Here is a 25,544-nt window from a genome sequence, read left to right on the forward strand (position 1 = left end):
CCTCCACCAGGCTCTGATCATGGGGCCGACCGGCGCTGATCATGGGGCCGGCCAGGCTCCGCAGAGCCCCGAATACGATGAAGGCCCCCGCTCCGGAGAGCGAGGGCCTTCATCTGTGTAGTCCCGACGGGATTTGAACCCGCGCTACCGCCTTGAGAGGGCGGCGTCCTAGGCCGCTAGACGACGGGACCGAGGACATCGATATTCATCTCTGAACCGGACCACACGGTGGTGGTCCGAAACGCGACAGACACCTCGCGTGGTAGCCCCGACGGGATTTGAACCCGCGCTACCGCCTTGAGAGGGCGGCGTCCTAGGCCGCTAGACGACGGGGCCTCGAACGAGATGATGTCGATGTCAGAAACCACATCCTACGGATCTGGATGATCCGGAAGCGATTTCCGCTGGGGTACCAGGACTCGAACCTAGACTAACTGAACCAGAATCAGTCGTGCTGCCGATTACACCATACCCCATCGAAAATCGGAGCTCCGCCGCTCACTTCTCGCGGTCCGAGCCCCGATCTCCGTGATGCAACTACTCTAACCCATGCCCTGAGAGCGCCTGACACCGGCCCCCAGACGGGCCATCGACCGCTCCCTGCCCAGCAGCTCCATGCTCTCGTAGAGCGGCGGCGACACCGTCCGGCCGCTGATCGCGACGCGCACGGGGGCGAACGCCTTCCGCGGCTTGAGACCCAGGCCGTCGACGAGCGAGGTCTTGAGCGACTCCTCGATCGCGGCGGCGTCCCACGACCCGAGCGCGGACAGCCCGCTCACCGCGGCCTCGAGGACCGGGGACGCGTCGGCGTTCAGGTTCTTCGCCGCGGCGTCCTCGTCGGGGGTGAAGCCCTCCTCGTCGCGGAACAGGAAGGCCAGCATCCGGGCCGCGTCGGAGAGCACCTGGCTGCGCTCCTGCACCAGCGGGGCGGCCGCCGCGAGCAGCGGACGGTCGGCGTCGGTGAGCTCGACGCCTTCCGCGGCCAGGTAGGGCACGATCCGCTCGGCGAAGTCGGCGGGCTCGAGCAGCCGCAGGTGCGCGGCGTTGATCGCCTCGGCCTTCTTGATGTCGAAGCGGGCGGCGTTGCCGGAGACCCGGGAGACGTCGAACGCCTCCACCATCTCCTGCAGCGAGAACACGTCGCGGTCCTCGGCGATCGACCAGCCGAGCAGGGCCAGGTAGTTGAGCAGCCCCTCCGGCACGAACCCGCGGTCGCGGTAGTGGAACAGGTTCGACTGCGGGTCCCGCTTGGAGAGCTTGCGGTTGCCCTCGCCGGTCACCAGCGGCAGGTGCGCGTAGGTGAACGGCCCGTGACCGATGCCGACCCGCTGTAGCGCTTCCAGCAGCGCGATCTGCCGCGGGGTGGAGGACAGCAGGTCCTCGCCGCGCAGCACGTGGGTGATCTCCATCAGCGCGTCGTCGACCGGGTTGGTCAGCGGGTAGAGCGGCGTGCCGTCGCCCCGGGCCAGGACGAAGTCGGGGACCTGGCCGGAGCGGAAGGTGATCTCCCCGCGGACCAGGTCGGTGAAGGTGATGTCGCGGTCGGGCATCCGCAGCCGGTAGACGGGCTTGCGGCCCTCGTCGCGGAACGCCTGCTTCTGGTCCTCGGTGAGGTCACGGTCGGCGTTGTCGTAGCCGAGCTTCGGGTCGCGGCCCGCGGCGCGGTGGCGGGCCTCGATCTCCTCACCGGAGGAGTACGACTCGTAGACCTCCCCACCGTCGATGAGCCGGCGCAGCGCGTCGGCGTAGAGCTCGGCACGCTCGCTCTGCCGGTACGGACCGTGCGGGCCGCCGACGACGACGCCCTCGTCCCAGTCCAGGCCGAGCCAGTTCAGGGCGTCGAGCAGGGCCTCGTAGGACTCGACGCTGTCCCGCTGCGCGTCGGTGTCCTCGATGCGGAAGACCAGCGCGCCGCCGTGATGGCGGGCGTGTGCCCAGTTGAACAGGGCGGTGCGGATGAGGCCGACATGCGGGATTCCGGTCGGGGACGGCGAGAACCGCACCCGGACCTGGGCTGGAGTACTCATGGTGGGCACCAGGGTATCGACCCCGCGCAGGCTGTACGTGCCGGTCCCGATGGGACAGAGTGGACCATGGCCGCGGCGCGACGAGGCGCCGCGGGAGGTATGACGGAAAGGCACCCACGTGTTCCAGCTGACCGTGCTGTACAACCACCCCGAGGACCCGGCCGCGTTCGACAAGCACTACGACGAGGTGCACATTCCGCTGGCGAAGAAGCTGCCGGGGCTGCAGCGGTTCTCCGTCTCCCGCCCGGTCGCCGGCCCGGACGGGGCGCAGCCGCCGTACCACCTGGTCGCGGTGCTGGAGTTCGCCGACGCGGCCGCCTTCCAGGCGGGCATGGGCAGCGAGGAGGGGCAGGCGGCGTCGGCCGACCTGGCGAACTTCGCCGGCGCGGGCGTCAGCCTGCTGACCGGTCCGTCCCAGGTGGCCTGACACGTCCCGACGCCGTGGCCGGGAGGGTTCGGCCCTCCCGGCCACGGCCGGTCACACCACGACCTGCTGCTACGGGGTCGCGACCTCGCGCGAGGACACCAGGGCGGCCAGCCGGTCCCCGATCGACGAGGTGTTGCCGGTCGCCGAGTGGTCCCGGGTGGCCAGGTCGAACGCGACGGCCGCCTCGATCCGCCGGGCGGAGTCGGCGTGCCCCAGGTGGTCGAGCAGCAGCGCCACCGACAGCACGGCGGCCGTCGGGTCCGCGATGCCCTGGCCCGCGATGTCCGGCGCGGAGCCGTGCACCGGCTCGAACATCGACGGGTTCACCCGGCTCGCGTCCAGGTTGCCGCTGGCCGCGAGGCCGATCCCGCCGGTCACGGCGGCCGCGAGGTCGGTGAGGATGTCGCCGAACAGGTTGTCGGTGACGATCACGTCGTAGCGGCCCGGGTCGGTGACCATGTGGATCGTGGTCGAGTCGACGTGCTGGTAGGCCACCGACACCTCGGGGTACTCCAGCGACACCTCCTCCACGATCCGCGACCACAGCGCACCCGCGTAGGTGAGCACGTTGGTCTTGTGCACCAGCGTCAGGTGCTTGCGCGGCCGGCGCTGGGCGCGGGCGAACGCGTCGCGCACGACCCGCTCGATGCCGAACGCGGTGTTCTGGCTGACCTCGGTCGCGACCTCGTGCGGGGTGTCCTTGCGCAGCAGGCCACCGGTGCCGACGTACGGCCCCTCGGTGCCCTCCCGCACCACCACCATGTCGATCTCCGCGTTGCCGGCCAGCGGGCCGCGGACGCCGGGGTAGAGCCGGGCCGGGCGGAGGTTGACGTGGTGGTCCAGCTCGAAGCGCAGCCGCAGCAGCAGCCCGCGCTCGAGGATGCCGCTGGGCACCGACGGGTCCCCGACCGCACCGAGCAGGATCGCGTCGTGCTGTTTGATCTCGGTCAGCACAGTCTCGGGGAGCAGCTCGCCCGTGGAGTGCCAGCGCGCGGCGCCGAGGTCGTACTCCGTCGTCTCCACGTCGCGGGCGACCTCGCCGAGCACCTTGAGTGCCTCGGTGATCACTTCCGGGCCGATGCCATCACCGGGGATGACCGCAAGGCGCATGACCTCGTCCTCTCGTCGTACTGCTGGTCGCACGCTACCGCTCGCCGACGCTCGGTCATCGTCTGGCCACCCGGGTGGGTGTCCGGTGGTCAGCCGCGCGGGGTCCAGCGCCACCGTGCCGTGGTACCCAACACCGCCACCGCCGTCCACACCACCGTCACGCCCAGCCCGAACAGCCACGACGGGACACCCCCGACGGCGGCACCGTCCGCGGCGCCGCCCACCGCGCCGCCCGCCCATGCGAGGCCGACCAGATCGGCCACCGGGGTCCCGGGCACCAGCAGCAGGATTCCCCGCAGCGGCCCGTCGACACCGGTGCCCAGCACGTTCACCGCGACGGCCCCGACCAGCAGCAGCGGCGACGCGGTGAACTGCACGCTCTCCGCGCTTCGGCTGAACGTGCTGGTCAGCGCCCCGGCGGCTACGCAGAACGCGCCACCGAGCAGCAGTGCGGCCAGCAGCAGCACCGGGTTCGCCGGCAGCGGCGCACCGAGCGCGACGTAGACCCCGCAGATCAGCACGGTCTGCACGACCCCGATCACGAGCAGCGGCGCCCCGGTCCCGGCGACGATCCCCGGCCCGGTCAGCTCGGTGGTGCGCAACCGCGCCAGCGCACCCGACTCGCGGCGCAGCGTGAACACCGTCGCCGCCGTCGTGTACACCGCGATCAGCATCCCGACGAAGGCACCCAGCCCGGCGAGCACGCCCCACCCCTGCGGCGAGTCCGGGCGCGCGACGAGCGCGAAGAAGATCATGACGAGTGGGCCGGAGAGCACGCCGAACGCCGTCGTCCGGCGGCGCAGCAGCAGCCGCGCCTCGATCGGGGCCAGCCGCCACCAGCGGCCGCCGCGGTGCGGCGTGACCGGGTCGGGTACGGCGCGCAGCGTGGTCATCGGGTCGCCGCCGGTTCGGTGCCCGTACCGCCGCTCACGGCGTGGAACACCTCGTCCAGGCCGGCCTCGGTGGCGCGCAACCGGTGTAGCTCGGCCCCGGTCTCGAGCGCCCAGCCGGTCAGCGCGTGCGTGGCGCGGGTGAGGTCGGCGGCCTCCAGCCGCAGCGCGGTGCGGCCGTGTGCGGCACGTGCGGTACTGAGCCCGGGCAACCGCGGTGGGACGACGCCGGGGGCCAGCTCCGCGGTCACGGCGGCCGGCCGGCTGGCCAGGACCTCCGCCAGCGTCCCGGCGACGGCGACCCGGCCGGCGTGCATGATCGCCAGCCGGTCGGCGAGCGCCTCGGCCTCCTCCAGGTAGTGCGTGGTGAGGACGACCGCGGTGCCGGCGTCGCGCAGCTCCCGGACCATCTCCCAGAGCAGCCGTCGCGACTCCGGGTCGAGGCCGGTCGTGGGCTCGTCCATGATCACCAGGTCGGGCCGGCCCCAGGTCGCGGTGGCGATGTCGAGCCGGCGCTTCTCCCCGCCGGAGAGCGTCCCGGCGGCCACGTCGCGGCGGTGGGCGAGACCGACCCGGGCGATGCAGTCGTCGACGTCGTCGGTGCGGCTGGACAGTGCCCGCGTCATCCGCACGGTCTCGGCGACGGTCAGCTCGGCCAGGAACCCGGCCTGCTGCAGCACGGCCCCGGTACGGCGCCGCACCGCGGGCCCGGCGCTGACCGGGTCCAGCCCGAACAACGCCACGCTGCCCGCCTGCGGGCGGCGGAACCCCTGGACCAGCTCGAGGGTCGTCGTCTTCCCGGCGCCGTTCGTGCCGAGCAGGCCGAACACCTCCCCCGGGTGCACGACGAGGTCGACGCCGTCGACCGCGACCGTGTCCCCGTAGGCGAAGCCCAGCCCGCTCACCTCGATGACCGGGTCCCCGGCGCTCACTCGCGCTCCCAGGTCGGTGCCGGGCCCAGCCGGTGCATGTCGATCAGCACGGTCATGTCGTCCTCCCCTGTCGGTGCGTCCTCCCCCGGGGCGCCGTCCACAGCGTCGCCCCCGGCCGGGGCCGGTCAGTAGGGTCGGAACCGCACGGAGCGGGATGGGTTCGGCGGGGGTGGGTCGTGACATCTGTCATGGAGCCGGTGAGCGGCGTCGGCCCCGCCCGCGCCTACCTGCGGTCGAACCCGCTGCTGATGGCGCTGCTGTTCGGCGGCATCCCGGCGCTGACCGTGATCGACGACCGGTGGCCGTTCCCGGTGCTGCACCCGTGGTCGTTGCTGGTGCTCGCCGCCGTCGCCGCGGTCGTCGCCGTGCACACCGCTGCGTTCCGGGCGTTGTTCGGGTCCCGGCCCGACCCGGGCGGAGCGCGGTGGACGCTGCTGGGATCGGCCGCGGTGGTCGTCGCGACGGCGGCCCTGCTGCTGGTCGGACGGCATGCGCACGAGCTGGGGACCGTCTTCTTCCTGGTGCCGGGGCTCGCGCTCTCGGCGCTGCTCACGATCCGCGGCTGGCGCCGCGCCGACTGCGTCGTGGCCGGGGTGGCGGTGCTGGGCGCGGCCGCGCTCGCGACGGCCACCGGCTTCCCCGCCCCGGGCACCGGCTGGCGCGGGCTGTTCCTGGCCCTGCTGCTGGTGGCCCCGCCCGCGGCCGACCTCGCGTCGATCTGGCTGATCCGGGTGTTCGACCGGCTCGACCGGGCACGGTCGGACGCCCACGAGCTCGCCACGACCCGCGAACGCGTCCGGATCGCGGCCGAGCTGCACGACGTGCAGGGCCACTCGCTGCACGCCATCGCGATGCACGCGGAGCTGACCGAGCGGCTCGCCGGCTCCGACCCGGAGGCCGCCGCGCGGCACGCCCGCACCGTCCGCACCCTCGCCGCGGAGGCCCTGGCCGAGACCCGCGCGCTGGTCCGCGGCTACCGCGACGCCGACCTGGCCGGCGAGGTCCGCAACGCCGCCGGGCTGCTGCGCGCCGCCGGAGCGGAGGCCTCGGTGTCGGGCGACGCGGCCGCGGTCCCCGCGGTGCACGCGGCCCTGCTCGGCCCGGTGGTCCGGGAGGCGGCGACCAACGTGCTCCGCCACAGCGACCCGACGCGGGTCACGTTCGCCGTGCGCCGGGCCGGGGACCGCACCGAGCTGGAGGTCTGCAACGACGGCGTGCCGGACACCCCGGAGGGCCCCGACCCGCACGGCGGCACCGGGCTGGCCGGGGTCCGGGACCGGATCGTCGAGCGGGGCGGCAGCGTCGAGGCGGGTCCCGACGGCGCGGGCGGGTTCCGGCTGCGGGTGGTGCTGCTCAGCGGCGCCGACGAGCACGTGGCGGCGGACGCGTGAACGGGCCGATCCGGCTGCTCGTGGCCGACGACGAGGAGATGACGCGCACCGCGCTCGTCGCCCTGCTCGACCTGGAGGACGACCTCACCGTCGTCGCCGAGTGCCCCGACGGGGGCGGCGCCGTGGACGCCGCGGCCCGGGAGCGTCCCGACGTCGCGCTGCTCGACCTGGAGATGCCGGTGCTGGACGGGATCGGGGTGTGCGAGGCGCTCGCCGACTCGCCCACCCGGGCGATCCTGGTCACCCGGCACGCCCGGCCCGGCGTGCTGCGGCGCGCGCTGGCCGCGGGTGCGGCCGGGTTCCTGCCGAAGTCGACACCCGTGCAGCAGGTCGCCGACGTCGTCCGCCGGGTACACGCCGGGCGCCGGTTCGTCGACCCCGACATCGCGGCCATGGCGCTGACCGAGGCCGACTGCCCGCTGACCGCCCGCGAGCTCGACGTGCTGCGCGCGGCCCGCTCCGGCGGCACCGTCGCCGACATCGCCGGCGAGCTGCACCTGGCCCAGGGCACCGTGCGCAACTACCTGTCGTCGGCGATGACCACGCTGCACGCCCGCACCCGGCACGAGGCGGCGCGGCGGGCCTGGGAAGAAGGGTGGATCTGACGGCGTTGCCGCCCGTGTGCCCACCGACGCGGAGCCACTCGACCGGCTCGGTTTCCTGACCATCGGCTCGTTCGACGGCGACGACCCCGGCCCGGGCCACGAGGCGACGCTCGCGGTGATCGAGCTGGGCGAACGGCTCGGGTTCGACAGCGCCTACCTGCGGCACCGGCACCTGCAGTTCGGCATCTCCTCACCGGTCGCCGTCCTCGCGGCGGCGACCCAGCGGACGTCACGGATCCAGCTGGGCACGGCGGTGACCCCGCTGGGCTGGGAGAACCCGCTGCGCCTGGCGGAGGACCTGTCCACGGTCGACGTGCTCTCCGGCGGGCGGCTGCAGCCGGGGATCAGCGTCGGGCCGCCGATGCACTGGGAGCACGTGCGGGAGGCGCTGTACCCGGACACGGCCGACCGCGAGGACTTCGGCCGGGAGCGGGTGAACCGGCTGCTGCGCCTGGTCCGCGGCGAACCCGCGAGCTCGTTCTCCGGCACGTCCGGGATCGAGACGTTCTCCCCGCGGGTGCAGCCGCACTCTCCCGGACTGATCGACCGCATGTGGTACGGCGCCAGCAGCGAGGACTCGGCCGTCTGGGCCGGCGAACAGGGGCTCAACCTGCTGACCAGCAGCGTCGTCCGGGTCCGGCCCGGGGAGGAGCCCGACTTCGCGGCGATCCAGGCCCGCCAGATCCGTGCGTACCGGGCGGTGCACCCGCGCGGGCGGGTGTCCCAGGGGCTGGTGGTGGTGCCGACCGACTCGGCGACGCCCGCGCAGAAGGAGCGCTACGCCGCCTACGCCGCCGCCCGCGACGTGCGGGTCGGGGTGCCGCAGGGCCCGGCGGGGCTGCTGTTCGCCCAGGACCTGGTCGGGAGCTCCGCCGAGATCGCCGAGCGGCTGCACGCGCACGCCGGGTTCCGGGAGGTGCGCGAGGCCGTCTTCGCCCTGCCGTTCGGCTTCCCGGCGGAGGACTACACGCAGATCCTCACCGACATCGCGACCCGGCTCGGCCCGGCGCTGGGCCGGCCCGGGCCGACCGGCTGACCGGAACCGGTCAGGAGGCCCGGCCGGCGACGCCGAGCGTGCGGCGGGCCCGCAACCGCCCGGGCACCTCGATCAACGCGGTGAGCACCAGCACGAGCGGCACCACCCCGGGCCCGACCGTGACCTCGGCCGACGGCGGCCCGGTCACCGTCGACACGGCCGCGACGGTCCCGGGCACGGTCATCGAGAAGCCGGTGACGAAGGCGATCCCGAACAGGAGCAGGACGGCGACCGCGACCCCGGTACACGCCAGGGCGAACGAACGGACCAGTCCCATCGCGCCTCCCCCGATCACCGCGCGGGCCGACACGATCGCACACCGGAGCCGTGCGCGCATCCGGCCCGGGCCGCGTACCCGGCCGGTGGGTCAGTCGTCGAACGAGATGAGGCGGACCGTGCGGGCCCCGACCGACGCCCCGATCGGCTCCAGCACGGCCGGGTCGATGTGCCGGTCCACCCGCAGCAGCATGATCGCGTCCGAGCCGTCGGTGGTCTGCGAGATCTGCGCGGCCTCGATGTTCACCGCGGCCTCCCCCAGCAACGAACCGACCCGTCCCATCACGCCGGGCCGGTCGGCGTACTCCAGCAGGACGACCTCACCCTCGGCCCGCAGGTCGAAGTGCCTGCCGTTGATCTCGACGAGCTTCTGCACCTCGGCGCGCCCGGTCAGCGTTCCGGAGACGGTGATCGACTCCCCATCGGGCATCGCGCCACGCAGCTGCACGACGCTGCGGTGGTTGGCGCTCTCCGGGCTGGTGGTCAGATCGACCGACACCCCGCGCTCCTCGGCCAGCTGCGGCACGTTGACGAAGGTGACCTGGTCCTCGACGACGTGCGTGAACACCCCGCGCAGCGCCGCGAGTGCGAGCACCGAGACGTCGTCGCCGGCCAGCTCGCCGGCGACGTCGACGGTGACCGAGGTCGGGGTGCGGCCCGCGACGGCGTGCAGCGTCGTCCCCAGCTTCTGCACCAGCGGCAGCCAGGGCCGGACCTCCTCGCCGACCGCACCGTGGATCTGCACGTTGACCGCGTCCGGCACGAACTCCCCGGCCAGCGCGAGCTGCACCGAGCGGGCGACGTCGGTGCCCGCGCGGTCCTGCGCCTCCGCGGTCGAGGCTCCCAGGTGCGGGGTCACGACGACGTTCTCCAGCTCGAACAGCGGACTGGAGGTGGTCGGCTCGGTGACGTAGACGTCGATCCCGGCCCCGCCGACGTGCCCGGACCGGACGGCCTCGGCCAGCGCGACCTCGTCGATCAGCCCGCCGCGGGCGGCGTTGACGACCAGCACGCCGGGCTTGGTCAGCGCGAGCTGGTCCTTGCCGATGAGCCCGAGCGTCTCCGGGGTCTTCGGGAGGTGGACGGTGATCATGTCCGCGGTGCGCAGCAGCTCGTCGAGGTCGACCAGGTCGATGCCCAGCTGCGCGGCCCGGGACGGCGCGATGTAGGGGTCGTAGGCGATCAGCGTCATGCCGAACGCGGCCAGCCGCTGCGCGACCAGCTGCCCGATCTTCCCGAGCCCGACGATGCCGGCGACCTTGCCGTTCAGCTCGACCCCGCCGTAGGAGGACCGCTTCCACTTGCCCTCGCGCAGCGAGGCGTCCGCGGCCGGGACGTGCCGGGCCGTGGCCAGCAGCAGCGCGACGGCGTGCTCGGCCGCCGAGACGATGTTCGACGTCGGGGCGTTCACCACCATCACGCCACGCGACGTGGCGGCCGGGACGTCGACGTTGTCCAGGCCGACCCCGGCCCGGGCGACGACCTTCAGCCGGGTCGCCGCGGCGAGCGCCTCGGCGTCCACCTGGGTGGCCGAGCGCACCAGCAGCGCGTCGGCGTCGGCGATCTCCTTCAACAGCGCCGGCCGGTCGGTGCCGTCGACGTGGCGGACCTCGACGTCGTCCCCCAGCAGCTCGACCGCGGACGGGGCGAGCTTCTCGGCGAGGAGGACGACGGGACGGGTGGGGGTGGCGACGGTGCTCACGGTGTGACGGTGCTCCCGGGATCGGGTGGTGGTACTACAGGGTGTCGGGCTCGCCACCATCCTAGGGCTGTCCGGCGCCGTCGCCAGACCCGGAGACGCCCGCGTCATCGGGCCTCGTCCCACGAGTTGCTGACCGGGCGGGCCCGGACACGGCACACTGTGCAGAGGAGGTGACCGTGCACCCGTCGATCGAGCGAGTTCGGCCCGACATCGAGGCACTGTGCGCCCGCCTCGGTGTGGAGCGGTTGGAGCTGTTCGGATCGGCCACGGGCCCCGGCTTCGACCCGGCACGCAGTGACGTCGACGTCGTCGTCGAACTCGGCCGTCGCACCTCCGACCGGTTCGGTGCCTACTTCGATCTGAAGGACGGCTTGGAGCAGTTGCTCGGCCGACCGGTCGATCTCGTGATCGACGACGCGGTCGTCAACCCGTACGTCCGACGAGCGATGGACCGGCAACGTGTCGCCCTCTACGCCGCGTGATCCAGGGGCGCTCCTGTGGGACGCCCGCCGGGCCGCAGGCCTCGTCGATGAGTTCATTCGCGGCCACAACCTGGACGACTACTGCGCCGACGTGCTGCTGCGCACCGCATACCGGACCTGCCACGGCTGGTCGCCTTCCGGAACATCCTGATCCACGGCTACGCCGTGGTCGACAACGAACTCGTATGGGACGCGGCGACCGGAAGGCTGCCCGAGCTGCTCCGTCTGCTGGACGAACTGCTGACCCGACCCTGAACGCGCGAAACCCCCGCCCGGTGTCGCCGGTACGGGGGTTCCACGTCGCCTGTGCCCGAGTGGGTGCGCCCGGGTCAGGCGTCCGCGGGCCGACTGGGGCCCGCGTGCCTCGTCATCGCCGGGAGTGCCCGGCGAGGAATCAATGCCGAGGTTCGTTCCGCGGGGCTGCTCTCACTTGGCCTTCTCGCCGACCCAGCTCATCAGGCCGCGCAGCTTCTCGCCGACCTGCTCGATCGGGTGCTCCTGGCCCTGCTGCTGCAGCTTGGTGAAGTTCGGGCGGCCGTTCTCGTCCTCGGCGACCCACTCGCGGGCGAAGGTCCCGTCCTGGACCTCCTTGAGGATCGCCTGCATGTTCTTCTTCACCTCGGGCGTGATCACCCGCGGGCCGCGGGTGAGGTCGCCGTACTCGGCCGTGTCGGAGATGGAGAAGCGCTCGTTGGCGATGCCGCCCTCGTACATGAGGTCGACGATCAGCTTGAGCTCGTGCAGGCACTCGAAGTAGGCGATCTCCGGGGCGTAGCCCGCCTCGGTCAGCACCTCGAAACCGGTCTGGACCAGCGCCGCGGCGCCACCGCAGAGGACGGCCTGCTCACCGAACAGGTCGGTCTCGGTCTCCTCCTTGAAGGTGGTCTCGATGACGCCCGCGCGGGCGCCGCCGATCCCGGCCGCGTAGGAGAGCGCGAGCGCCTTCGCGTTGCCCGACGGGTCCTGCTCGACGGCGATCAGGGCCGGGACGCCCTTGCCGTCGACGAACTGGCGGCGGACCAGGTGGCCCGGGCCCTTCGGGGCGACCATCGCGACGTCGACGTCCGCCGGGGGCTGGATCAGCTCGTAGCGGATGTTGAAGCCGTGGCCGAAGAACAGCGCGTCGCCGGCCTTGAGGTTCGGCTCGATGTCCTGGGTGTAGATGGAGCGCTGCTTGGTGTCCGGCGCCAGGACCATGATCAGGTCCGCCCAGGCGGAGGCCTCGGCCGGCGTGACGACCTCGAGGCCCTCGTCGGCCGCCTTCTGCCGGGACTTCGAGCCCTCCGGCAGGCCGATCTTGACCTCGACCCCGGAGTCACGCAGGGACAGCGAGTGCGCGTGCCCCTGGGAGCCGTAGCCGATCACGGCGACCTTGCGGCCCTGGATGATCGACAGGTCGGCGTCGGCGTCGTAGTAGATGTTGACACTCATGACAGGGGGTTCGTTCCTCTCGGGGGTACCAGTGCGATAACTGTCTATCGGACGGCCGCGGCGGTGATGGAGCGGGGGCCGCGACCGACCGCGACCATCCCCGACTGCACCATCTCGCGGACACCGTAGGGCTCGAGCATGCGCAACAGCGCGTTCAGCTTGTCGGCGTCACCGGTGGCCTCGATCGTGACGGCCTCCGGGGAGACGTCGACGACCTTGGCCCGGAACAGCTGCACGGTCTCCAGCACCTGGCTGCGCACGGTGGCGTCGGCCCGGACCTTGACCAGCAGCAGCTCGCGCTGCACCGAGGACTCCGGCTCGAGCTCGACGATCTTGATGACGTGCACGAGCTTGTTGAGCTGCTTGGTGACCTGCTCCATCGGGAGCTCGTCGACCTCGACGACGATCGTCATCCGGGAGATGTCGGGGTGCTCGGTCGGCCCGACCGCCAGCGAGTTGATGTTGAACCCGCGACGGGAGAACAGGCCGGACACCCGGGCCAGGACACCCGGCTTGTCCTCGACCAGCACGGAGAGGGTGTGCAGCTCGCTCATCGGTCGGTCTCCGCATCGGACAGGGCCTGCTCGGTCATCTCGGCGACCTCGTCGACCGACGCGGCCAGGTCGTCGTTCTCGAACTCGGGACGGATGTCGCGGGCGACCTTGATCTCGTCGTTGCTGGTGCCCGCGGCGACCATCGGCCACACCTGGGCGTCCGCCCCGACCACGAACTCGACCACGACCGGCCGGTCGTTGATCTCCATGGCCTGGTGGATGACGCGGTCGACGTCCTCGGCCGACTCCACCCGCAGGCCCACGCAGCCCATCGCCTCGGCCAGCATCGGGAAGTCCGGGATGCGCAGCTTGTGGGTCTTGAGGTCGGTGTTGGAGTACCGCTCGCCGTAGAACAGGTTCTGCCACTGCCGGACCATGCCCAGGTTGCCGTTGTTGATCACGGCGACCTTGATCGGGATGCCCTCGATGGCGCAGGTGGCGAGTTCCTGGTTGGTCATCTGGAAGCAGCCGTCGCCGTCGATGCACCAGACGACGGTGTCCGGCTCGCCGACCTTGGCGCCCATCGCGGCGGGCACCGCGTAGCCCATCGTGCCCAGGCCACCGGAGTTCAGCCAGGTCCGGGGCTTCTCGTAGCGGACGAACTGCGCCGCCCACATCTGGTGCTGGCCGACGCCGGCGGCGTAGACCGCGTCCGGCCCGGCGATCGCCCCGATGCGCTCGATGACGTACTCCGGCGACAGCGACCCGTCGGCCGGCTCGCCGTAGCCCAGCGGGTAGCGGTCGCGCAGCCCGCCCATCTGCTTCCACCAGGCGGACAGGTCCGGCGCGCCGTGCTCGGCGTGGTCGGCCCGGACCGCCTCGATCAGCTCGGCGATGACCTCCTTGCAGTCACCGACGATCGGGACGTCGGCACGGCGGTTCTTGGAGATCTCCGCGGGGTCGATGTCGGCGTGCACGACCTTCGCCTCGGGGGCGAAGCTCTCCAGCCGGCCGGTGACCCGGTCGTCGAACCGGGAGCCGAGCGCGACGAGCAGGTCCGCGCGCTGCATCGACGCGACCGCCGCCACCGTCCCGTGCATGCCGGGCATGCCCAGGTGCTGCGGGTGGCTGTCCGGGAAGACCCCGCGCGCCATCAGCGTGGTGACCACCGGCGCACCGGTCAGCTCGGCCAGCGCGCGCAGCTCCTCGGCGGCCTCGGCCTTGAGGACACCGCCGCCGACGTAGAGCACCGGCTTCGCCGACTCGCGGATCAGCCGGGCGGCCTCCCGGATCTGCTTGCCGTGCGGCCGGGTCGTCGGCCGGTAGCCGGGCAGCTGCAGCTCGGGGGGCCAGGAGAACGTGGTCTGCTCCTGCAGCACGTCCTTCGGGATGTCCACCAGCACCGGGCCGGGCCGGCCGGTGGACGCCAGGTGGAAGGCCTCGGCGATCGCGCGCGGGATCTCCGTCGCCTCGGTCACCAGCACGTTGTGCTTGGTCACCGGCATGGTGATGCCGGTGATGTCGGCCTCCTGGAAGGCGTCGGTCCCGATCAGCGGCCGGGTCTGCTGACCCGTGATGGCCACCAGCGGCACCGAGTCCATGTGGGCGTCCGCGATCGGGGTGACGAGGTTGGTCGCGCCCGGCCCGGACGTCGCCATGCAGACCCCGACCTTGCCGGTGGCCTGCGCGTACCCGGTGGCGGCGTGCCCCGCGCCCTGCTCGTGGCGGACGAGGATGTGCCGCACCTTCGTCGAGTCCAGCAGCGGGTCGTACGCCGGCAGGATGGTTCCGCCGGGAAGCCCGAAGACCACCTCGCACCCGATCTCCTCGAGCGAACGCACCAGGGACTGGGCGCCGGTCATGGGCTCGTCGACGATGCGCGGGCCGGGGACGGTGGCGTCGCTCCGGCCGGGTGCGTCGGTCCGCGGCGCCGCGGACCGACCCGGCGGCGGGCCGGGCTTCGGGCCGGCCGAGCCGGACCTGGAGGGGGCGGTGGTCATCGGGGCTGCCTCGCTGGAGATCGTTGTCGATCAGGTGCCGGACAAGAACTGTGCTGGACGTCGAACGGTGCTGAACACAAAAAAGCCCCCGCCGCCCGGCTACGGGCTGGTGCGAGGGTGAGCGCGTCGTCGTTGCGGTTCGAGTACGTCGAACTCAGGCGGCGACGCGCCCAGGAAGTACGAGAATTCGAACGGCGAACACGGCGACGACGCTAGCACGCGGTCCGCGCTCGTCGTCAAACGGCCCACCCGTCCGGGCAGGGATCTGCGTCACGTCGCCGGGTCACGTCGCAGGGTCATGCCGCCGGGTCCCCGGCGGCCCGCCGCGCTGTCGCCCCGCGGTGCCACACTGGAGCGGTGAGCAGCACCGACGACCGTGGGACCGAGGGCACCGCCCGGGCGGGGGACGTGGACGCGCGCGTGGTCATCACGCCCCGCGTGCGCGAGGAGGGCCGCCAGGTCCGCGAGGGCGCCCGTGCCCTGGTGTTCAAGCCGTCCCGGCTGACGATCGCGGTCGCGCTGGTCGCCGTCGTCGGGGCGTTGCCGCTGCTGCTGAGCGTGCCGTTCTTCTGGCTGTCGCTGCTGATCCCGGCCGGGATCGTCGTGTGGGTGCTGCGGACCCGGACCACGGTGGACCCCGACGAGCTGACCGTGCGGACCGTCACGTCGTCGCGGACCGTGCGGTGGGACGACGTCCGCGGGCTGCGGCTGGGCAGGCGCTCCTCGGTGAACGCGGTCCGGACCGACGACACGGAGCTGACGCTGGCCGCGGTCAAGGTGCGGGACCTGCCGGCGCTCTCGCTCGCGAGCGGCGGGCGGGTGGCCGACCCGGCCGGGGACTGACGGGCACCCTGCGCGGGCCCCGCCCGGCTCACCGGCGGCGGCGTGTCCCGGGCGCGCACGCGATGCAGGTCGTCACGGCGGGCAGCGCCGCCAGCCGCTCGGCGGCGATCGGTCCCCCGCAGCGGGCGCAGTGCCCGTACTCCCCCGCGGCGAGCCGGCGCAGGGCCGCGTCGAGGTCGTCGCGGTCGCGTTCCGCGGCGGCGAGCAGCCCCTGCAGCTGGGCGCGCTGCACCGCGATCGTCACGCCCTCCGGGTCGTGCTCGTCGTCGTGGCTGGTCAGCGCCTGCTCCTCGGCGAGCGAGTCGAGCTCGTGGCGCAGCGACCGCACCCGGTCGGCGACCCGGTCCCGTTCGCGTTCGACCGCAGGCGTCGTCGGGTCCACCCGGCCAGTGTGCCCGGCAGCGCGCGCCCCGGGGAGGGCCGACGGGCCGTGACCGGCCCGGACACCGTCCCCGCTCCGGAACAGGCCCGGGGCGGCGTACCGTTGTGGACGACCAGGACGCGACGGCCCGCGGTGCCGACCCCCGCACCCGTCGTCGTCACGTCCTGACCCGGGCCCGCCCGCGCCCACCACCACCGCGACGCGCCCGGACCGCCCGACCCCGGACCCGCCCAGCGCCGCTGGGCCGGCCGGCTGTCCCGTCCCGCCCAGGCAGGAGAGAAGACCACATGCCCGCCCTGCGTTCCCGCGTCACCACCCACGGCCGCAACGCCGCCGGAGCGCGCTCGCTCTGGCGCGCGACCGGCATGGGCGACGACGACTTCGGCAAGCCGATCGTGGCGATCGCCAACTCCTACACCCAGTTCGTGCCCGGTCACGTGCACCTCAAGGACATGGGCGACCTGGTCGCCGGTGCCATCAAGGAGGCGGGCGGGGTCGCCAAGGAGTTCAACACGATCGCCGTCGACGACGGCATCGCCATGGGCCACGGCGGGATGCTCTACTCGCTGCCCTCGCGCGAGATCATCGCCGACGCCGTCGAGTACATGGTCAACGGGCACGCCGCCGACGCGCTGGTCTGCATCTCCAACTGCGACAAGATCACGCCCGGGATGCTGAACGCCGCGATGCGGCTGAACATCCCGACCGTGTTCGTCTCCGGCGGTCCGATGGAGGCCGGCAAGGCGGTCGTCGTCGGCGGGGTCGCGCAGGCGCCGACCGACCTGATCACCGCGATCTCGGCGTCGGCGTCGTCCGAGGTGGACGAGGCCGGGCTGGCCGAGGTGGAGCGCTCCGCCTGCCCGACCTGCGGGTCCTGCTCGGGCATGTTCACCGCGAACTCGATGAACTGCCTCACCGAGGCGCTCGGGCTGTCGTTGCCGGGCAACGGCTCCACCCTCGCCACGCACGCCGCGCGCCGCGAGCTGTTCCTGAACGCCGGCCGGACCGTGATGGACCTGGCGACCCGCTGGTACCGCGACGACGACGCGTCGGCGCTGCCCCGCAACATCGCGACCCGCGAGGCGTTCGAGAACGCGATGGCGCTCGACGTCGCGATGGGCGGCTCGACCAACACCGTGCTGCACATCCTCGCCGCCGCGCAGGAGGGCGAGATCGACTTCTCGCTCGCCGACATCGACGCGATCTCGCGCCGGGTCCCGTGCCTGTCCAAGGTGGCGCCGAACTCGGACTACCACATGGAGGACGTCCACCGGGCCGGCGGGATCCCCGCGCTGCTGGGCGAGCTGTGGCGGGCCGGGCTGCTCAACGAGGCCGTGCACACCGCGCACTCGCCGTCGCTTGCGCAGTGGCTCACCGACTGGGACATCCGCTCCGGCTCGCCGTCGGAGACGGCGGTCGAGCTGTACCACGCCGCGCCGGGCGGGGTCCGGACCACCGAGGCGTTCTCGACCGAGAACCGCTGGTCGTCGCTGGACACCGACGCCGCGGGCGGGTGCATCCGGGACCTCGAGCACGCCTACACCGCCGACGGCGGGCTCGCCGTGCTGCGCGGGAACCTCTCCACCGACGGTGCGGTGATCAAGACCGCCGGCATCCCGGAGGACATCTGGCAGTTCGAGGGCCCGGCCGTGGTCCTGGAGAGCCAGGAGGAGGCCGTCTCGGCGATCCTCAACAAGGAGATCACGGCCGGCGACGTGCTGGTCATCCGGTACGAGGGCCCGTCCGGCGGGCCGGGCATGCAGGAGATGCTGCACCCGACCGCGTTCCTCAAGGGCGCGGGCCTCGGCAAGACCTGCGCGCTGATCACCGACGGCCGCTTCTCCGGCGGCTCGTCCGGCATCTCGGTCGGCCACGTCTCCCCGGAGGCCGCGGACGGCGGCACCATCGGCCTGGTCGAGAACGGGGACCGGGTCCGGCTCGACGTCCGCGCCCGATCGCTCGAGCTGCTGGTCGAGCCGGACGTGCTCGCCGACCGCCGGGCCAAGATGGAGGCCAGCGAGCGCCCGTGGACGCCGAAGGACCGTCAGCGCCCGATCTCCAAGGCGCTGCGCGCCTACGCCCACATGGCGACCTCCGCCGACACGGGCGCGGTCCGTCGTATCCCGTGATGGCCCGTGAGTGGTTGTCGCGGCTCTGACCGCGATAACCACTCACGAGCCGTTAGGTTGGTCGGCATGGCCATCGGAACGCGGCAGCTGGGTGATCTGACCGTCTCCGCGCAGGGGCTCGGCTGCATGGGCATGTCGCAGAGCTACGGCGCCGGGGACGAGTCCGAGTCGATCGCGACGATCCACCGCGCCTTGGATCTCGGAGTCACCCTGCTCGACACCGCGAACGTGTACGGGTCGGGTGCCAACGAGGAGCTCGTCGGCCGGGCGATCGCCGACCGCCGCGACCGGGTGGTGCTGGCGACCAAGTTCGGCATCGTCCGCGACGCCGACGGCAACCAGGCCGCGCGCGGGGACCGGGCGTACGTCCGGCAGTGCGTCGAGGAGTCGCTGCGCCGGCTCGGCGTCGATCACATCGACCTCTACTACCAGCACCGGGTGGACCCGGACACCCCGATCGAGGAGACCGTCGGCGCGCTCGTCGAGCTGATCAGCGAGGGCCGGATCCGGCACTACGGGCTGTCCGAGTGCGGTGCGGAGACCGTGCGCCGCGCCCATGCGGTGCACCCGCCCGCCGCGGTCCAGTCCGAGTGGTCGCTGTGGACCCGCGACATCGAGGACGCCGTCGCCCCGACCTGCGCGGAGCTGGGGATCGGTGTCGTGCCGTTCTCCCCGCTCGGGCGCGGGTTCCTCACCGGGTCGATCACCTCGGCCGGGCAGCTCGGCGAGGGCGACATGCGGCGTGGCCTGCCCCGGTTCTCCGCGGAGAACCTCGACGCCAACCTCGCGATCGTCGAGGCGCTGCGGGCCATCGCCGACCGCCGGGGTGTGACGGCCGGGCAGCTGGCCCTGGCCTGGGTGCAGGGCCGGGGCGAGCACGTCGTCCCGATCCCGGGCACGAAGCGGCGCAGCTACCTGGAGCAGAACGTCGCCGCCGCCTCCCTGGAGCTCACCGGTGACGAGCTGGCCGAGATCGAGGCCGCGGCACCGGCGTCCGCGGTCGCCGGTGATCGGTACCCGGAGCACCTGCAGCGCACCGTCGGTCGCTGAGCCGAGCGGCACCGCTCCGGCGACCGCGAACGACAGCGCGCCGGCGCCGAGCAGAGGCCGAGCACTGGCCCGGTACCGCGGGGAGACGCGCGCCGACCGGCCGTGGCCACACCGCACCGGGGCCGTTCGACGTCCCCGGGGTCCTGCCCTCCGTCACCCGTTCAGCGTCTCCCCGAGCTCGTCCAGCGCCGCCCGGGCGACCCGGACCATGGAGGCGACCCGCTCCGGTCCCTGGTGGTCGGCGGCGAACGGCAGGTACTGCACGTGGGCCTGCACCCGCGCCCACGCGGTCTCCGCGGCGATCATCCGGGGCGGGTCCTCGGCTCCGAGCGCCGCGTGCAGGGTCTCGCGGTACAGCGGCGGCACGGGCGCGGGCTCGGCGTCGGCGGGGCCGTCCGGCGACGGGGCGCTCAGCACGACGACGTCGAGCGACCCCGGTGCGACGCGGGCGTTCCCCCAGTCCAGCAGCACCGCCCCCGCCGGTCCGGAGTGGACGTTGCCGCGGTGGGCGTCACCGTGGCACAGCGTGCGGGGCAGCGCGGCCAGGGCGGTGCCGATCCGCGGGTCGGTCGCCCACGCCTCGACGTCGGAGGCGGCCGACGCGAACGCCTCGGCCGCGCCGGTCTCCCCGGCGGTACGGGCCCCGGCCGCCCGCAGCGCCGTCACGGCCGTCGCGCACAGCCGTTCCCACCAGGCCGGGTCGACGACCGGCACCCCGCGCGGACGGTTGCGCCGCCAGTGCGCGTGGACCAGCGCGAGGGTGCGCCACACCTCGTCCGGGACCGGGGCCCCGGCGGCGAGCGCGGCACCCGGCTCGTGCGCGAGCAGCACCCAGCCGTCCCCGTTCGCGAGCATCCGCGGCAGCCGGACCGGGCCGTTCACCACCGCCACCGCCCGCAGCGCGGCGGCCTCGCCCGCGCCGGTCCGCTTGAGCACCACCGACGCGCCGTCGTCGAGCTCGAGACGTTCGGCGCCGCCGGAGGCGTACCCGCCGGACAGCGGCTCGCGGGCGACCACCTGCACCTCGCGGCGCAGCCGCTTGCCGAGCGGGCGCAGCCAGGCGTCGTCGGGCACCGGCACGTCACTCATCGGCAGCACTCAGCGGCGCAGCACTCATCGGCGCAGCACTCGGCGAGGCAGCACTCAGCGGCGCCCCACTCACCGGCGCAGCACGAACAGGACCAGCAGGGCCACACCGACCGCGACGACCAGCGACAGCACCGACCACGGCAGCGGGCGGCGCTGGTAGGTGCGCCCGGCGTCGAGCGCGATCCGGCCGGCCCCGGCGAACAGCAGTGCTGCCGCCCCGCCGCCGAGCAGCAGGTGCAGCTCCAGGGAGTTCGGCCCGTCCGCCGCGAACAGCGGCACCGCAGGCATCCCCGCCGGGCCGAGCGACACCACGATCGCGACGATCTTGGTGGCGAGCAGGCCCGCCGCCGCGAACGGGGTCAGCAGGCCGATCACCAGCAGCGCGCCGAGCACGAGCTGCCCGATCCCGAGCACCCACGCCAGCGGCGTCGCGAACGCCGTGAAGCCGAGCCCGGACAGCGCGTCCGCCGTCCCCGCCGGACCGAGCCCGCCGAGCAGCCCGAACACCTTCTGCGCGCCGTGCGCGGCGAAGATCCCGCCGACCACCACGCGCAGGATCAGCAGCCCGATGTCCGACGACACGTGCGCCGGCACGGGCAGCCGCTCCGGCCGGGTCCGCTCCGGCGGCTCGTCGCCGGAGAGACTGCCCCAGTCGTACTGCTGCGTCGGCCCGCTCATACCGCCGGACCCTACCGGCGCCGCCGCCGTCGACCTGCGGGTTTCCCCCGGCGCGTCCCCCGGTACGGATGCTCGGCCCCTCAGGGTCCGCCCGCCCCGCACCCGACCACGGACCGGGGCGGACCGCGACCGCAGACCCGTGTCCCCCACCCGGCCGCGATCTAGCGTCCGGTGCGGGCTCGACGTCGGGTCGGCCCGGGGGGAGGAACGTTGTGACCACGACTCGTTCGACGGCGCCGCGGCGGGGGGTCGCGGCGCCCGTCCTGCGGGACGGCGCGCTGCTCGCGGCCGGTGCGGTGCTGCTCGTCCTCGCCCAGCACGGACACCCCGACATCGGGGTGGCCGGCTGGCTGTTCGCGATCCCGCTGCTGCTGTTCGCGCGGCGGGCCCCGGTCTGGCTGGGGGCGGTGGCGATCGCCGCCGTGCACGCCGTCGCGGCGGTGGTCTGGGTGCTCAGCATCCAGCTCCCCTCCGACGAGTTCCCCTGGTCCGCGGTCGTCGGGTGCGCCCTGCTGAACCTGATCCTGGTCCTGCCGTTCGTGGCGGACCGGCTGGTCGCGGTGCGGATACGGGGTGACCGGCCGGTCCTGGCGAGCCTGGTCTTCCCGACCGCCCGCGTCGCCGCGGAGCTGCTGCTGTTCGCGCTCAGCCCGTTCGGCATGGTGTTCGGCTCGCTGGCCGCCTCGCAGTACGACCACCTCGCGCTGCTGCAGCTGGCGTCGGTGACCGGCGCCTACGGGATCAGCTTCCTGATGGCCTGGTTCGGCGCCGCGGCGTGCGAGCTGTGGCAGCGCCCGGGGACGCTGCGCCCGGTCGGGATCGTGGCGGGGGTGACCGCGGTCGTCGTGGCCTCCGGGGCCCTGGTGCTGGCGCTGCCGGAGCGGGGCGAGACGGTCCGGGTCGCCGGTATCACGCCCCCGCGGGCGCAGGACGCCGTCGCCGACCAGCTACCGGCCTGGGAGGACACCGCGCCCGACCCGGCGGCGGTGCGCCGGGTGATGGAGCCGGTCACCGACCGGCTGCTGGCGGACTCCGGCCGCGAGGCCGCCGCCGGGGCGCGGATCGTGCTCTGGTCCGAGGCCGCCACCCTGGTGCACGAGGCCGACCTGCCCGAGCTGGCCCGCCGGGCCGGTGCGGTGGCCGCCGAGCACGACGCCTACCTGCTGGTGACCGCGGGGGTGTTCACCGCGGAGCCGCCGCACGCCCGCAACGTCGCGGTCCTGCTCGGGCCGGACGGGCAGCAGCAGGCGATCTACGACAAGGTGCACCCGGTGGTCGGGATGGAGGACATCCGGCCCGGCACCGCCCCACCGCCGGTGGTGGCCACCGAGTTCGGCCGCCTCGCCGCGATGATCTGCTACGACAACGACTACGCCGACACCGCAGGCGTCGACGCCGACATCCTGCTGCTCCCCGCGGCCGACTGGGAGGGCTTCGACCGGCTGCACACCCAGAAGGCGACGATGCGCGCCGTCGAGCACGGGTACGCGCTGGTGCGCCAGGACGCCGAGGGCACCGCCGCCACGTTCGACGCGCGCGGCCGTACGCTGGCCGCCGCGGACTGGTTCCGCACCGATCAGCAGGTGATGGTCGCCCAGGTCCCCACCGCCGGCGTGACCACCGTGTACGCGCGGGTCGGCGACGTGTTCGCCTATGCCTGCGTGCTCGCCCTCGCGGCCCTGTCCGTGGTCGCGGTCCTCGCCCGGCGGCGCCGCTAACATGCACACGGTGACGCCGCCCCACACCCCGTCCGGACCGGCGGCGGGGTCCGGAGCCGGCGAGCGGGCCGGGTGGACCGATCTGCCTCCCCCGCTCGACCGGCGGATCGCCTTCGCGCTGGACACCAGCTCGTGGGTCGTGCTGGTGGTGATGTCCGTCCTCGGGCTGTGGGGCCTGCGCGACACCGGATCGATGGTCCTCGCCGGTGCCCTGTGCCTGGTCTACGGCCTGCTCGACGCCGTCGGCCGCCGGCACGCGGCCGTGCCCCGGTATCCGAGCCTGCTGATGGCCCTGCAGACGCTGGTGGTCGCGATCCTGCTGGCGCTGCCGTCGGACTACCGGGACGCCTTCGCGTTCCTGCTGGTCATGCTCAGCATCCGCTGCGTGCTGTTCCTCGGCCCGCGCGCCGGTGCCGCCTGGATCGCACTGTTCTGGCTGCTGTCCTCGGCGGCGGCGCTGTGGGAGTACGGGCTGTCGGGGCTGGTCGTCGCCGGGTTCAACCTGGGGGTCTACCCGCTCTGCGGGATGGTCGGCTACGCGCTGGCCGCGCTCGCCCGCAGCACCGCCGAGCGGGCCGATGCCCTGGCCGAGCTGCAGCTCGCGCAGGCCCGGCTGCGCCGGGTCGCCGTCGACGAGGAACGCCGGCGTCTCGGCCGCGACCTGCACGACAGCGTCAAGCAGCAGGTCTTCGCCACGACCATGCAGATCGGGGCGGCCCGGGCGCTGCTGGCCGACCGGCCCGAGCGGGCGTCCGAGGCGCTGGACCGGGCCGAGCAGGCGGCCCGCCGGGCCGGTACCGAGCTCAACACCGTGATCCACGAGCTGCGCTCGGCCGAGCTCGACGGCGGGGTGCCGCTCGCGCTGCAGCGGCTGACCGACTCGTGGGCGCAGGAGACCGGGACGCCGGTCCGGGTCGGGCTCGCCGAGACGGTGCAGGTCCCCGAGCAGGCGGAGCACGCGCTGCTGCGGGTCGCTGAGGAGGCGCTGTCCAACGTCGCCCGGCACGCGGGTGCGCGACAGGTCGAGGTGTCGCTGGCGGAGGCCGGCGGCGAGGTGGTCCTGACGATCGCCGACGACGGCCGCGGTTACGACCCCGGCCGGGCCCGGACCGGGGTCGGGGTGTCCTCCATGCAGGAACGGGTGACCGCGCTCGACGGGCGGCTGGACGTGCACACGGCACCGGGCGGCGGCACCACGGTCCGCGCCCGGGTGCCCTCCCGGGGGGAGGAGACATGACCGGGCCGGTGACCGTGATCCTGATCGAGGACCACGAGGTCGTCCGCGAGGGGGTGCGGGCGTTCCTGTCCACCCGCGACGACATCGACGTCGTCGGGGAGGCCAACGGGGAGACCACCGGGGTGGCGCTGGCGGCCGAGGTGCGGCCGGACGTCGCCCTGGTCGACCTGATCATGGCCGACGGGGACGGGGTCACCGCGACCCGGCGGATCAAGGAGGTCAGTCCGCGCACCGAGGTCGTGGTGCTGACCTCCTACGACGACCGGCAGTGGGTGATCCCGGCGCTGCGGGCCGGGGCGCTGTCCTACGTCCTCAAGGACCTCGACGGTGCCGAGCTCTCCGACGTGGTGCGGCGGGCCGCGGTCGGGGACTCCGTGCTGCACCCGCGGGCCGCCGGGCACGTCGTGCGCCGGCTGCGCCACGAGGTCGCCGAGCCCTCGATCGCCGACCTGACCGAGCGCGAGCTGGAGGTGCTCCGCATCCTCGCCCAGGGCCGGACGAACGCCGAGATCGCCGCCGAGCTCGTCCTCAGCGAGAAGACCGTCAAGGGCCACATCGGCAACCTGTTCGCCAAGCTCCAGGTGGAGGACCGCACGCAGGCGGCCGTCTTCGCCTGGCGCACCGGGATCGTGCACACCCAGCAATGAGGGACGCCCCGGGGCCCGGTCGGTAGGTCCTCAGTAGGCCCCGGTCACCAGGTTCGGCGGCTGCTCCCCGCGGACGAACGCGGCCAGCTGCTCGGCCGCCACCCGGTACGCCCGGCGCATCGCCAGCGGGACGCTCCCGCCGACGTGCGGGGTCAGCAGCAGCCCCGGCGCGGAGTACAGCGGGTGTCCCTCGGGCAGCGGTTCGGGGTCGGTGACGTCGACGGCGGCACGGATCCGCCCCGACGCCAGCTCGGCGGTCAGCGCATCGGTGTCGCACACGGGGCCGCGGGCGCCGTTGACCAGCAGGGCGCCGTCGGGCATCGCGGCCAGGAACTCCGCGTCGACCATGCCGCGGGTCTCGTCGGTCAGCGGGACGATCAGCACCGTCGCGTCGTGCTCGGGCAGCAGCGTCGGCAGCTCCTCCCAGCCGTGCACCCCCGCGCGGGCGCTGCGGCCGACCATGGTGATCTCGACGTCGAACGGCTCCAGCCGGGCCCGGGTCTTCTCCCCGACGTCCCCGGCGCCGATGATCATGATCTTCTTCCCGGCGAGCTCCTCGGTCTGGTGGTAGTCCCAGACGCCGCGGTCCTGGGCGCGCACGAACCGGTCCAGGTGCCGGTAGACCGCCAGCAGCACCGCGACCACCCACTCCGCGGTCGCGCCGCCGTGCGCCCCGCGGCCGTCCGAGAGCGCGACGCCGTCGGGCAGCTCCCCGATCCAGGCCTCGGCCCCGGCGGTGAGCAGCTGGACGAGCTCCAGCTGCGGCATCTGCTCGGTCATCGTCACCGCGTCCGAGGTGGCGAGGAACGGCCCGACCAGTGCCCGTGCGGTGGCGGCCTCGTCGGGCAACGGCCGGTCCGGGTCGTAGACGACCGGATGCAGACCGTCCACCTCGGACAGGATTTCGGCTCCTTCGGCGTGCGGCACCAGAACGGTCACAGGGCTCATGTCACCGGACCGTACTCACC

The 25,544-nt window shown here is 73.6% G+C and carries 26 protein-coding genes and 3 tRNA genes; 13 read left to right on the forward strand and 16 right to left on the reverse strand.

All coding sequences use genetic code 11. The annotated features are described in order from the left end of the window. Positions 1 to 118 precede the first annotated feature (118 nt). The 4 genes from BM093_RS21220 to gltX all read right to left on the reverse strand — a co-directional run bounded on the left by BM093_RS21220 (position 119) and on the right by gltX (position 2,027). Positions 119 to 191: transfer RNA gene (locus tag BM093_RS21220), tRNA-Glu, on the reverse strand. A gap of 69 nt (positions 192 to 260) precedes the next feature. Further along, positions 261 to 336: transfer RNA gene (locus tag BM093_RS21225), tRNA-Glu, on the reverse strand. A gap of 68 nt (positions 337 to 404) precedes the next feature. After that, positions 405 to 476 (reverse strand) — tRNA-Gln (locus BM093_RS21230). A 66-nt stretch (positions 477 to 542) separates the two neighbouring features. Next, entirely contained in the window at positions 543 to 2,027 is a 1,485-nt protein-coding gene (gltX, locus tag BM093_RS21235) for a glutamate--tRNA ligase (protein WP_093347554.1), read from the reverse strand. 118 nt (positions 2,028 to 2,145) lie between these two features. On the opposite strand from gltX, the gene BM093_RS21240 reads away from it, so the two are divergent. Next, complete coding sequence (locus BM093_RS21240) at positions 2,146 to 2,454, forward strand: EthD family reductase (RefSeq protein ID WP_093347559.1); 309 nt, start codon at positions 2,146 to 2,148, stop codon at positions 2,452 to 2,454. A gap of 69 nt (positions 2,455 to 2,523) precedes the next feature. On the opposite strand, the gene BM093_RS21245 is transcribed toward BM093_RS21240, so the two are convergent. From BM093_RS21245 to BM093_RS21255, 3 genes are all read right to left on the reverse strand, one after another. After that, the gene (locus tag BM093_RS21245; RefSeq protein ID WP_093347562.1) at positions 2,524 to 3,564 is read right to left on the reverse strand and encodes a 3-isopropylmalate dehydrogenase; all 1,041 of its coding nucleotides are present in this window, start codon (positions 3,562 to 3,564) and stop codon (positions 2,524 to 2,526) included. Between the two features lie 89 nt (positions 3,565 to 3,653). Continuing rightward, a complete protein-coding gene (locus tag BM093_RS21250; RefSeq protein WP_093347566.1) occupies positions 3,654 to 4,457 on the reverse strand; it encodes an ABC transporter permease in 804 nt (267 codons plus the stop codon). Further along, positions 4,454 to 5,386 carry an ABC transporter ATP-binding protein gene (locus tag BM093_RS21255; RefSeq protein ID WP_245773682.1) on the reverse strand — a complete coding sequence of 311 codons (933 nt, stop codon included), beginning with the start codon at positions 5,384 to 5,386 and terminating at the stop codon, positions 4,454 to 4,456. Before BM093_RS21255 ends, BM093_RS21250 begins: the two co-directional genes overlap by 4 nt. A 197-nt stretch (positions 5,387 to 5,583) precedes the next feature. On the opposite strand from BM093_RS21255, the gene BM093_RS21260 reads away from it, so the two are divergent. Genes BM093_RS21260 through BM093_RS21270 form a run of 3 tightly spaced genes read left to right on the forward strand, consistent with a single transcriptional unit; the run spans position 5,584 to position 8,418 of the window. Then, positions 5,584 to 6,777 (forward strand): sensor histidine kinase, encoded by a 1,194-nt coding sequence (locus tag BM093_RS21260; RefSeq protein WP_143105461.1) that lies wholly within the window; start codon positions 5,584 to 5,586, stop codon positions 6,775 to 6,777. Next, positions 6,774 to 7,382, forward strand: coding sequence for a response regulator transcription factor (locus BM093_RS21265; RefSeq protein WP_093347579.1), 609 nt, complete (start codon positions 6,774 to 6,776; stop codon positions 7,380 to 7,382). Before BM093_RS21260 ends, BM093_RS21265 begins: the two co-directional genes overlap by 4 nt. Positions 7,383 to 7,398: 16 nt before the next feature. Next, positions 7,399 to 8,418, forward strand: a complete 1,020-nt coding sequence (locus tag BM093_RS21270) for an LLM class flavin-dependent oxidoreductase (RefSeq protein ID WP_093347582.1) — start codon at positions 7,399 to 7,401, stop codon at positions 8,416 to 8,418. 10 nt (positions 8,419 to 8,428) lie between these two features. Here the strand turns inward: BM093_RS21270 and BM093_RS21275 are convergent, their stop codons facing one another. After that, on the reverse strand, positions 8,429 to 8,695 hold the full coding sequence (locus BM093_RS21275; RefSeq protein WP_143105462.1) for a hypothetical protein: 267 nt from the start codon (positions 8,693 to 8,695) through the stop codon (positions 8,429 to 8,431). A gap of 90 nt (positions 8,696 to 8,785) precedes the next feature. Beyond that, positions 8,786 to 10,396, reverse strand: coding sequence for a phosphoglycerate dehydrogenase (gene serA, locus BM093_RS21280; RefSeq protein ID WP_093347589.1), 1,611 nt, complete (start codon positions 10,394 to 10,396; stop codon positions 8,786 to 8,788). 176 nt (positions 10,397 to 10,572) lie between these two features. Between serA and BM093_RS21285 the strand changes: the two genes are divergently transcribed. Next, a complete protein-coding gene (locus BM093_RS21285; RefSeq protein WP_093347727.1) occupies positions 10,573 to 10,878 on the forward strand; it encodes a nucleotidyltransferase family protein in 306 nt (101 codons plus the stop codon). 165 nt (positions 10,879 to 11,043) lie between these two features. Then, positions 11,044 to 11,133, forward strand: coding sequence for a hypothetical protein (locus BM093_RS37455; RefSeq protein ID WP_245773683.1), 90 nt, complete (start codon positions 11,044 to 11,046; stop codon positions 11,131 to 11,133). 171 nt (positions 11,134 to 11,304) lie between these two features. On the opposite strand, the gene ilvC is transcribed toward BM093_RS37455, so the two are convergent. The 3 genes from ilvC to BM093_RS21305 are packed head-to-tail and all read right to left on the reverse strand — an operon-like array spanning position 11,305 to position 14,665. Beyond that, a complete protein-coding gene (ilvC, locus tag BM093_RS21295) occupies positions 11,305 to 12,309 on the reverse strand; it encodes a ketol-acid reductoisomerase (RefSeq protein WP_093347594.1) in 1,005 nt (334 codons plus the stop codon). Between the two features lie 44 nt (positions 12,310 to 12,353). Further along, entirely contained in the window at positions 12,354 to 12,863 is a 510-nt protein-coding gene (ilvN, locus tag BM093_RS21300; RefSeq protein WP_093347596.1) for an acetolactate synthase small subunit, read from the reverse strand. Then, the gene (locus BM093_RS21305) at positions 12,860 to 14,665 is read right to left on the reverse strand and encodes an acetolactate synthase large subunit (protein ID WP_245773684.1); all 1,806 of its coding nucleotides are present in this window, start codon (positions 14,663 to 14,665) and stop codon (positions 12,860 to 12,862) included. Before BM093_RS21305 ends, ilvN begins: the two co-directional genes overlap by 4 nt. On the opposite strand from BM093_RS21305, the gene BM093_RS37460 reads away from it, so the two are divergent. Beyond that, positions 14,664 to 14,924, forward strand: coding sequence for a hypothetical protein (locus tag BM093_RS37460; protein WP_245773685.1), 261 nt, complete (start codon positions 14,664 to 14,666; stop codon positions 14,922 to 14,924). The two genes, BM093_RS21305 and BM093_RS37460, sit on opposite strands and share 2 nt — an antisense overlap. A gap of 236 nt (positions 14,925 to 15,160) precedes the next feature. Then, complete coding sequence (locus tag BM093_RS21310; protein WP_177238618.1) at positions 15,161 to 15,646, forward strand: PH domain-containing protein; 486 nt, start codon at positions 15,161 to 15,163, stop codon at positions 15,644 to 15,646. A gap of 28 nt (positions 15,647 to 15,674) precedes the next feature. On the opposite strand, the gene BM093_RS21315 is transcribed toward BM093_RS21310, so the two are convergent. Further along, positions 15,675 to 16,028, reverse strand: a complete 354-nt coding sequence (locus tag BM093_RS21315) for a TraR/DksA family transcriptional regulator (RefSeq protein ID WP_093347602.1) — start codon at positions 16,026 to 16,028, stop codon at positions 15,675 to 15,677. Positions 16,029 to 16,315: 287 nt separating this feature from the next. Between BM093_RS21315 and ilvD the strand changes: the two genes are divergently transcribed. Together ilvD and BM093_RS21325 are read left to right on the forward strand one after the other, a co-directional pair. Then, the gene (gene ilvD, locus BM093_RS21320) at positions 16,316 to 18,157 is read left to right on the forward strand and encodes a dihydroxy-acid dehydratase (RefSeq protein ID WP_093347605.1); all 1,842 of its coding nucleotides are present in this window, start codon (positions 16,316 to 16,318) and stop codon (positions 18,155 to 18,157) included. A gap of 66 nt (positions 18,158 to 18,223) precedes the next feature. Then, positions 18,224 to 19,207, forward strand: a complete 984-nt coding sequence (locus tag BM093_RS21325) for an aldo/keto reductase (protein WP_093347616.1) — start codon at positions 18,224 to 18,226, stop codon at positions 19,205 to 19,207. 153 nt (positions 19,208 to 19,360) lie between these two features. On the opposite strand, the gene BM093_RS21330 is transcribed toward BM093_RS21325, so the two are convergent. Together BM093_RS21330 and BM093_RS21335 are read right to left on the reverse strand one after the other, a co-directional pair. Next, on the reverse strand, positions 19,361 to 20,296 hold the full coding sequence (locus BM093_RS21330) for a phosphotransferase (protein ID WP_143105463.1): 936 nt from the start codon (positions 20,294 to 20,296) through the stop codon (positions 19,361 to 19,363). A 69-nt stretch (positions 20,297 to 20,365) separates the two neighbouring features. Next, positions 20,366 to 20,974, reverse strand: coding sequence for a DoxX family protein (locus tag BM093_RS21335; RefSeq protein ID WP_093347626.1), 609 nt, complete (start codon positions 20,972 to 20,974; stop codon positions 20,366 to 20,368). A gap of 212 nt (positions 20,975 to 21,186) precedes the next feature. Between BM093_RS21335 and BM093_RS21340 the strand changes: the two genes are divergently transcribed. The 3 genes from BM093_RS21340 to BM093_RS21350 are packed head-to-tail and all read left to right on the forward strand — an operon-like array spanning position 21,187 to position 24,576. Next, positions 21,187 to 22,692, forward strand: coding sequence for a nitrilase-related carbon-nitrogen hydrolase (locus BM093_RS21340; protein ID WP_093347628.1), 1,506 nt, complete (start codon positions 21,187 to 21,189; stop codon positions 22,690 to 22,692). Between the two features lie 10 nt (positions 22,693 to 22,702). After that, entirely contained in the window at positions 22,703 to 23,929 is a 1,227-nt protein-coding gene (locus tag BM093_RS21345) for a sensor histidine kinase (RefSeq protein WP_177238619.1), read from the forward strand. Continuing rightward, positions 23,926 to 24,576, forward strand: a complete 651-nt coding sequence (locus tag BM093_RS21350; RefSeq protein WP_093347634.1) for a response regulator — start codon at positions 23,926 to 23,928, stop codon at positions 24,574 to 24,576. Before BM093_RS21345 ends, BM093_RS21350 begins: the two co-directional genes overlap by 4 nt. 30 nt (positions 24,577 to 24,606) lie before the next feature. Here BM093_RS21350 and BM093_RS21355 read toward each other — a convergent pair whose 3' ends face one another. After that, complete coding sequence (locus BM093_RS21355) at positions 24,607 to 25,524, reverse strand: 2-hydroxyacid dehydrogenase (RefSeq protein ID WP_093347637.1); 918 nt, start codon at positions 25,522 to 25,524, stop codon at positions 24,607 to 24,609. Between the last annotated feature and the right edge of the window lie 20 nt (positions 25,525 to 25,544).

This window comes from Pseudonocardia ammonioxydans (assembly GCF_900115005.1).
In the GTDB taxonomy this organism is placed as follows: domain Bacteria; phylum Actinomycetota; class Actinomycetes; order Mycobacteriales; family Pseudonocardiaceae; genus Pseudonocardia; species Pseudonocardia ammonioxydans.

Excerpts from the sequence above, each read along its gene's own strand:
- gltX (WP_093347554.1), bottom strand. The coding sequence starts at position 2,027 with ATGAGTACTCCAGCCCAGGTCCGGGTGCGGTTCTCGCCGTCCCCGACC.
- BM093_RS21245 (WP_093347562.1), bottom strand. The coding sequence starts at position 3,564 with ATGCGCCTTGCGGTCATCCCCGGTGATGGCATCGGCCCGGAAGTGATC.
- BM093_RS21250 (WP_093347566.1), bottom strand. The coding sequence starts at position 4,457 with ATGACCACGCTGCGCGCCGTACCCGACCCGGTCACGCCGCACCGCGGC.
- BM093_RS21275 (WP_143105462.1), bottom strand. The coding sequence starts at position 8,695 with ATGGGACTGGTCCGTTCGTTCGCCCTGGCGTGTACCGGGGTCGCGGTC.
- ilvC (WP_093347594.1), bottom strand. The coding sequence starts at position 12,309 with ATGAGTGTCAACATCTACTACGACGCCGACGCCGACCTGTCGATCATC.
- ilvN (WP_093347596.1), bottom strand. The coding sequence starts at position 12,863 with ATGAGCGAGCTGCACACCCTCTCCGTGCTGGTCGAGGACAAGCCGGGT.
- BM093_RS37460 (WP_245773685.1), top strand. The coding sequence starts at position 14,664 with ATGGGCTCGTCGACGATGCGCGGGCCGGGGACGGTGGCGTCGCTCCGG.
- BM093_RS21305 (WP_245773684.1), bottom strand. The coding sequence starts at position 14,665 with ATGACCGGCGCCCAGTCCCTGGTGCGTTCGCTCGAGGAGATCGGGTGC.
- ilvD (WP_093347605.1), top strand. The coding sequence starts at position 16,316 with ATGCCCGCCCTGCGTTCCCGCGTCACCACCCACGGCCGCAACGCCGCC.
- BM093_RS21325 (WP_093347616.1), top strand. The coding sequence starts at position 18,224 with ATGGCCATCGGAACGCGGCAGCTGGGTGATCTGACCGTCTCCGCGCAG.
- BM093_RS21330 (WP_143105463.1), bottom strand. The coding sequence starts at position 20,296 with ATGAGTGACGTGCCGGTGCCCGACGACGCCTGGCTGCGCCCGCTCGGC.
- BM093_RS21335 (WP_093347626.1), bottom strand. The coding sequence starts at position 20,974 with ATGAGCGGGCCGACGCAGCAGTACGACTGGGGCAGTCTCTCCGGCGAC.
- BM093_RS21350 (WP_093347634.1), top strand. The coding sequence starts at position 23,926 with ATGACCGGGCCGGTGACCGTGATCCTGATCGAGGACCACGAGGTCGTC.
- BM093_RS21355 (WP_093347637.1), bottom strand. The coding sequence starts at position 25,524 with ATGAGCCCTGTGACCGTTCTGGTGCCGCACGCCGAAGGAGCCGAAATC.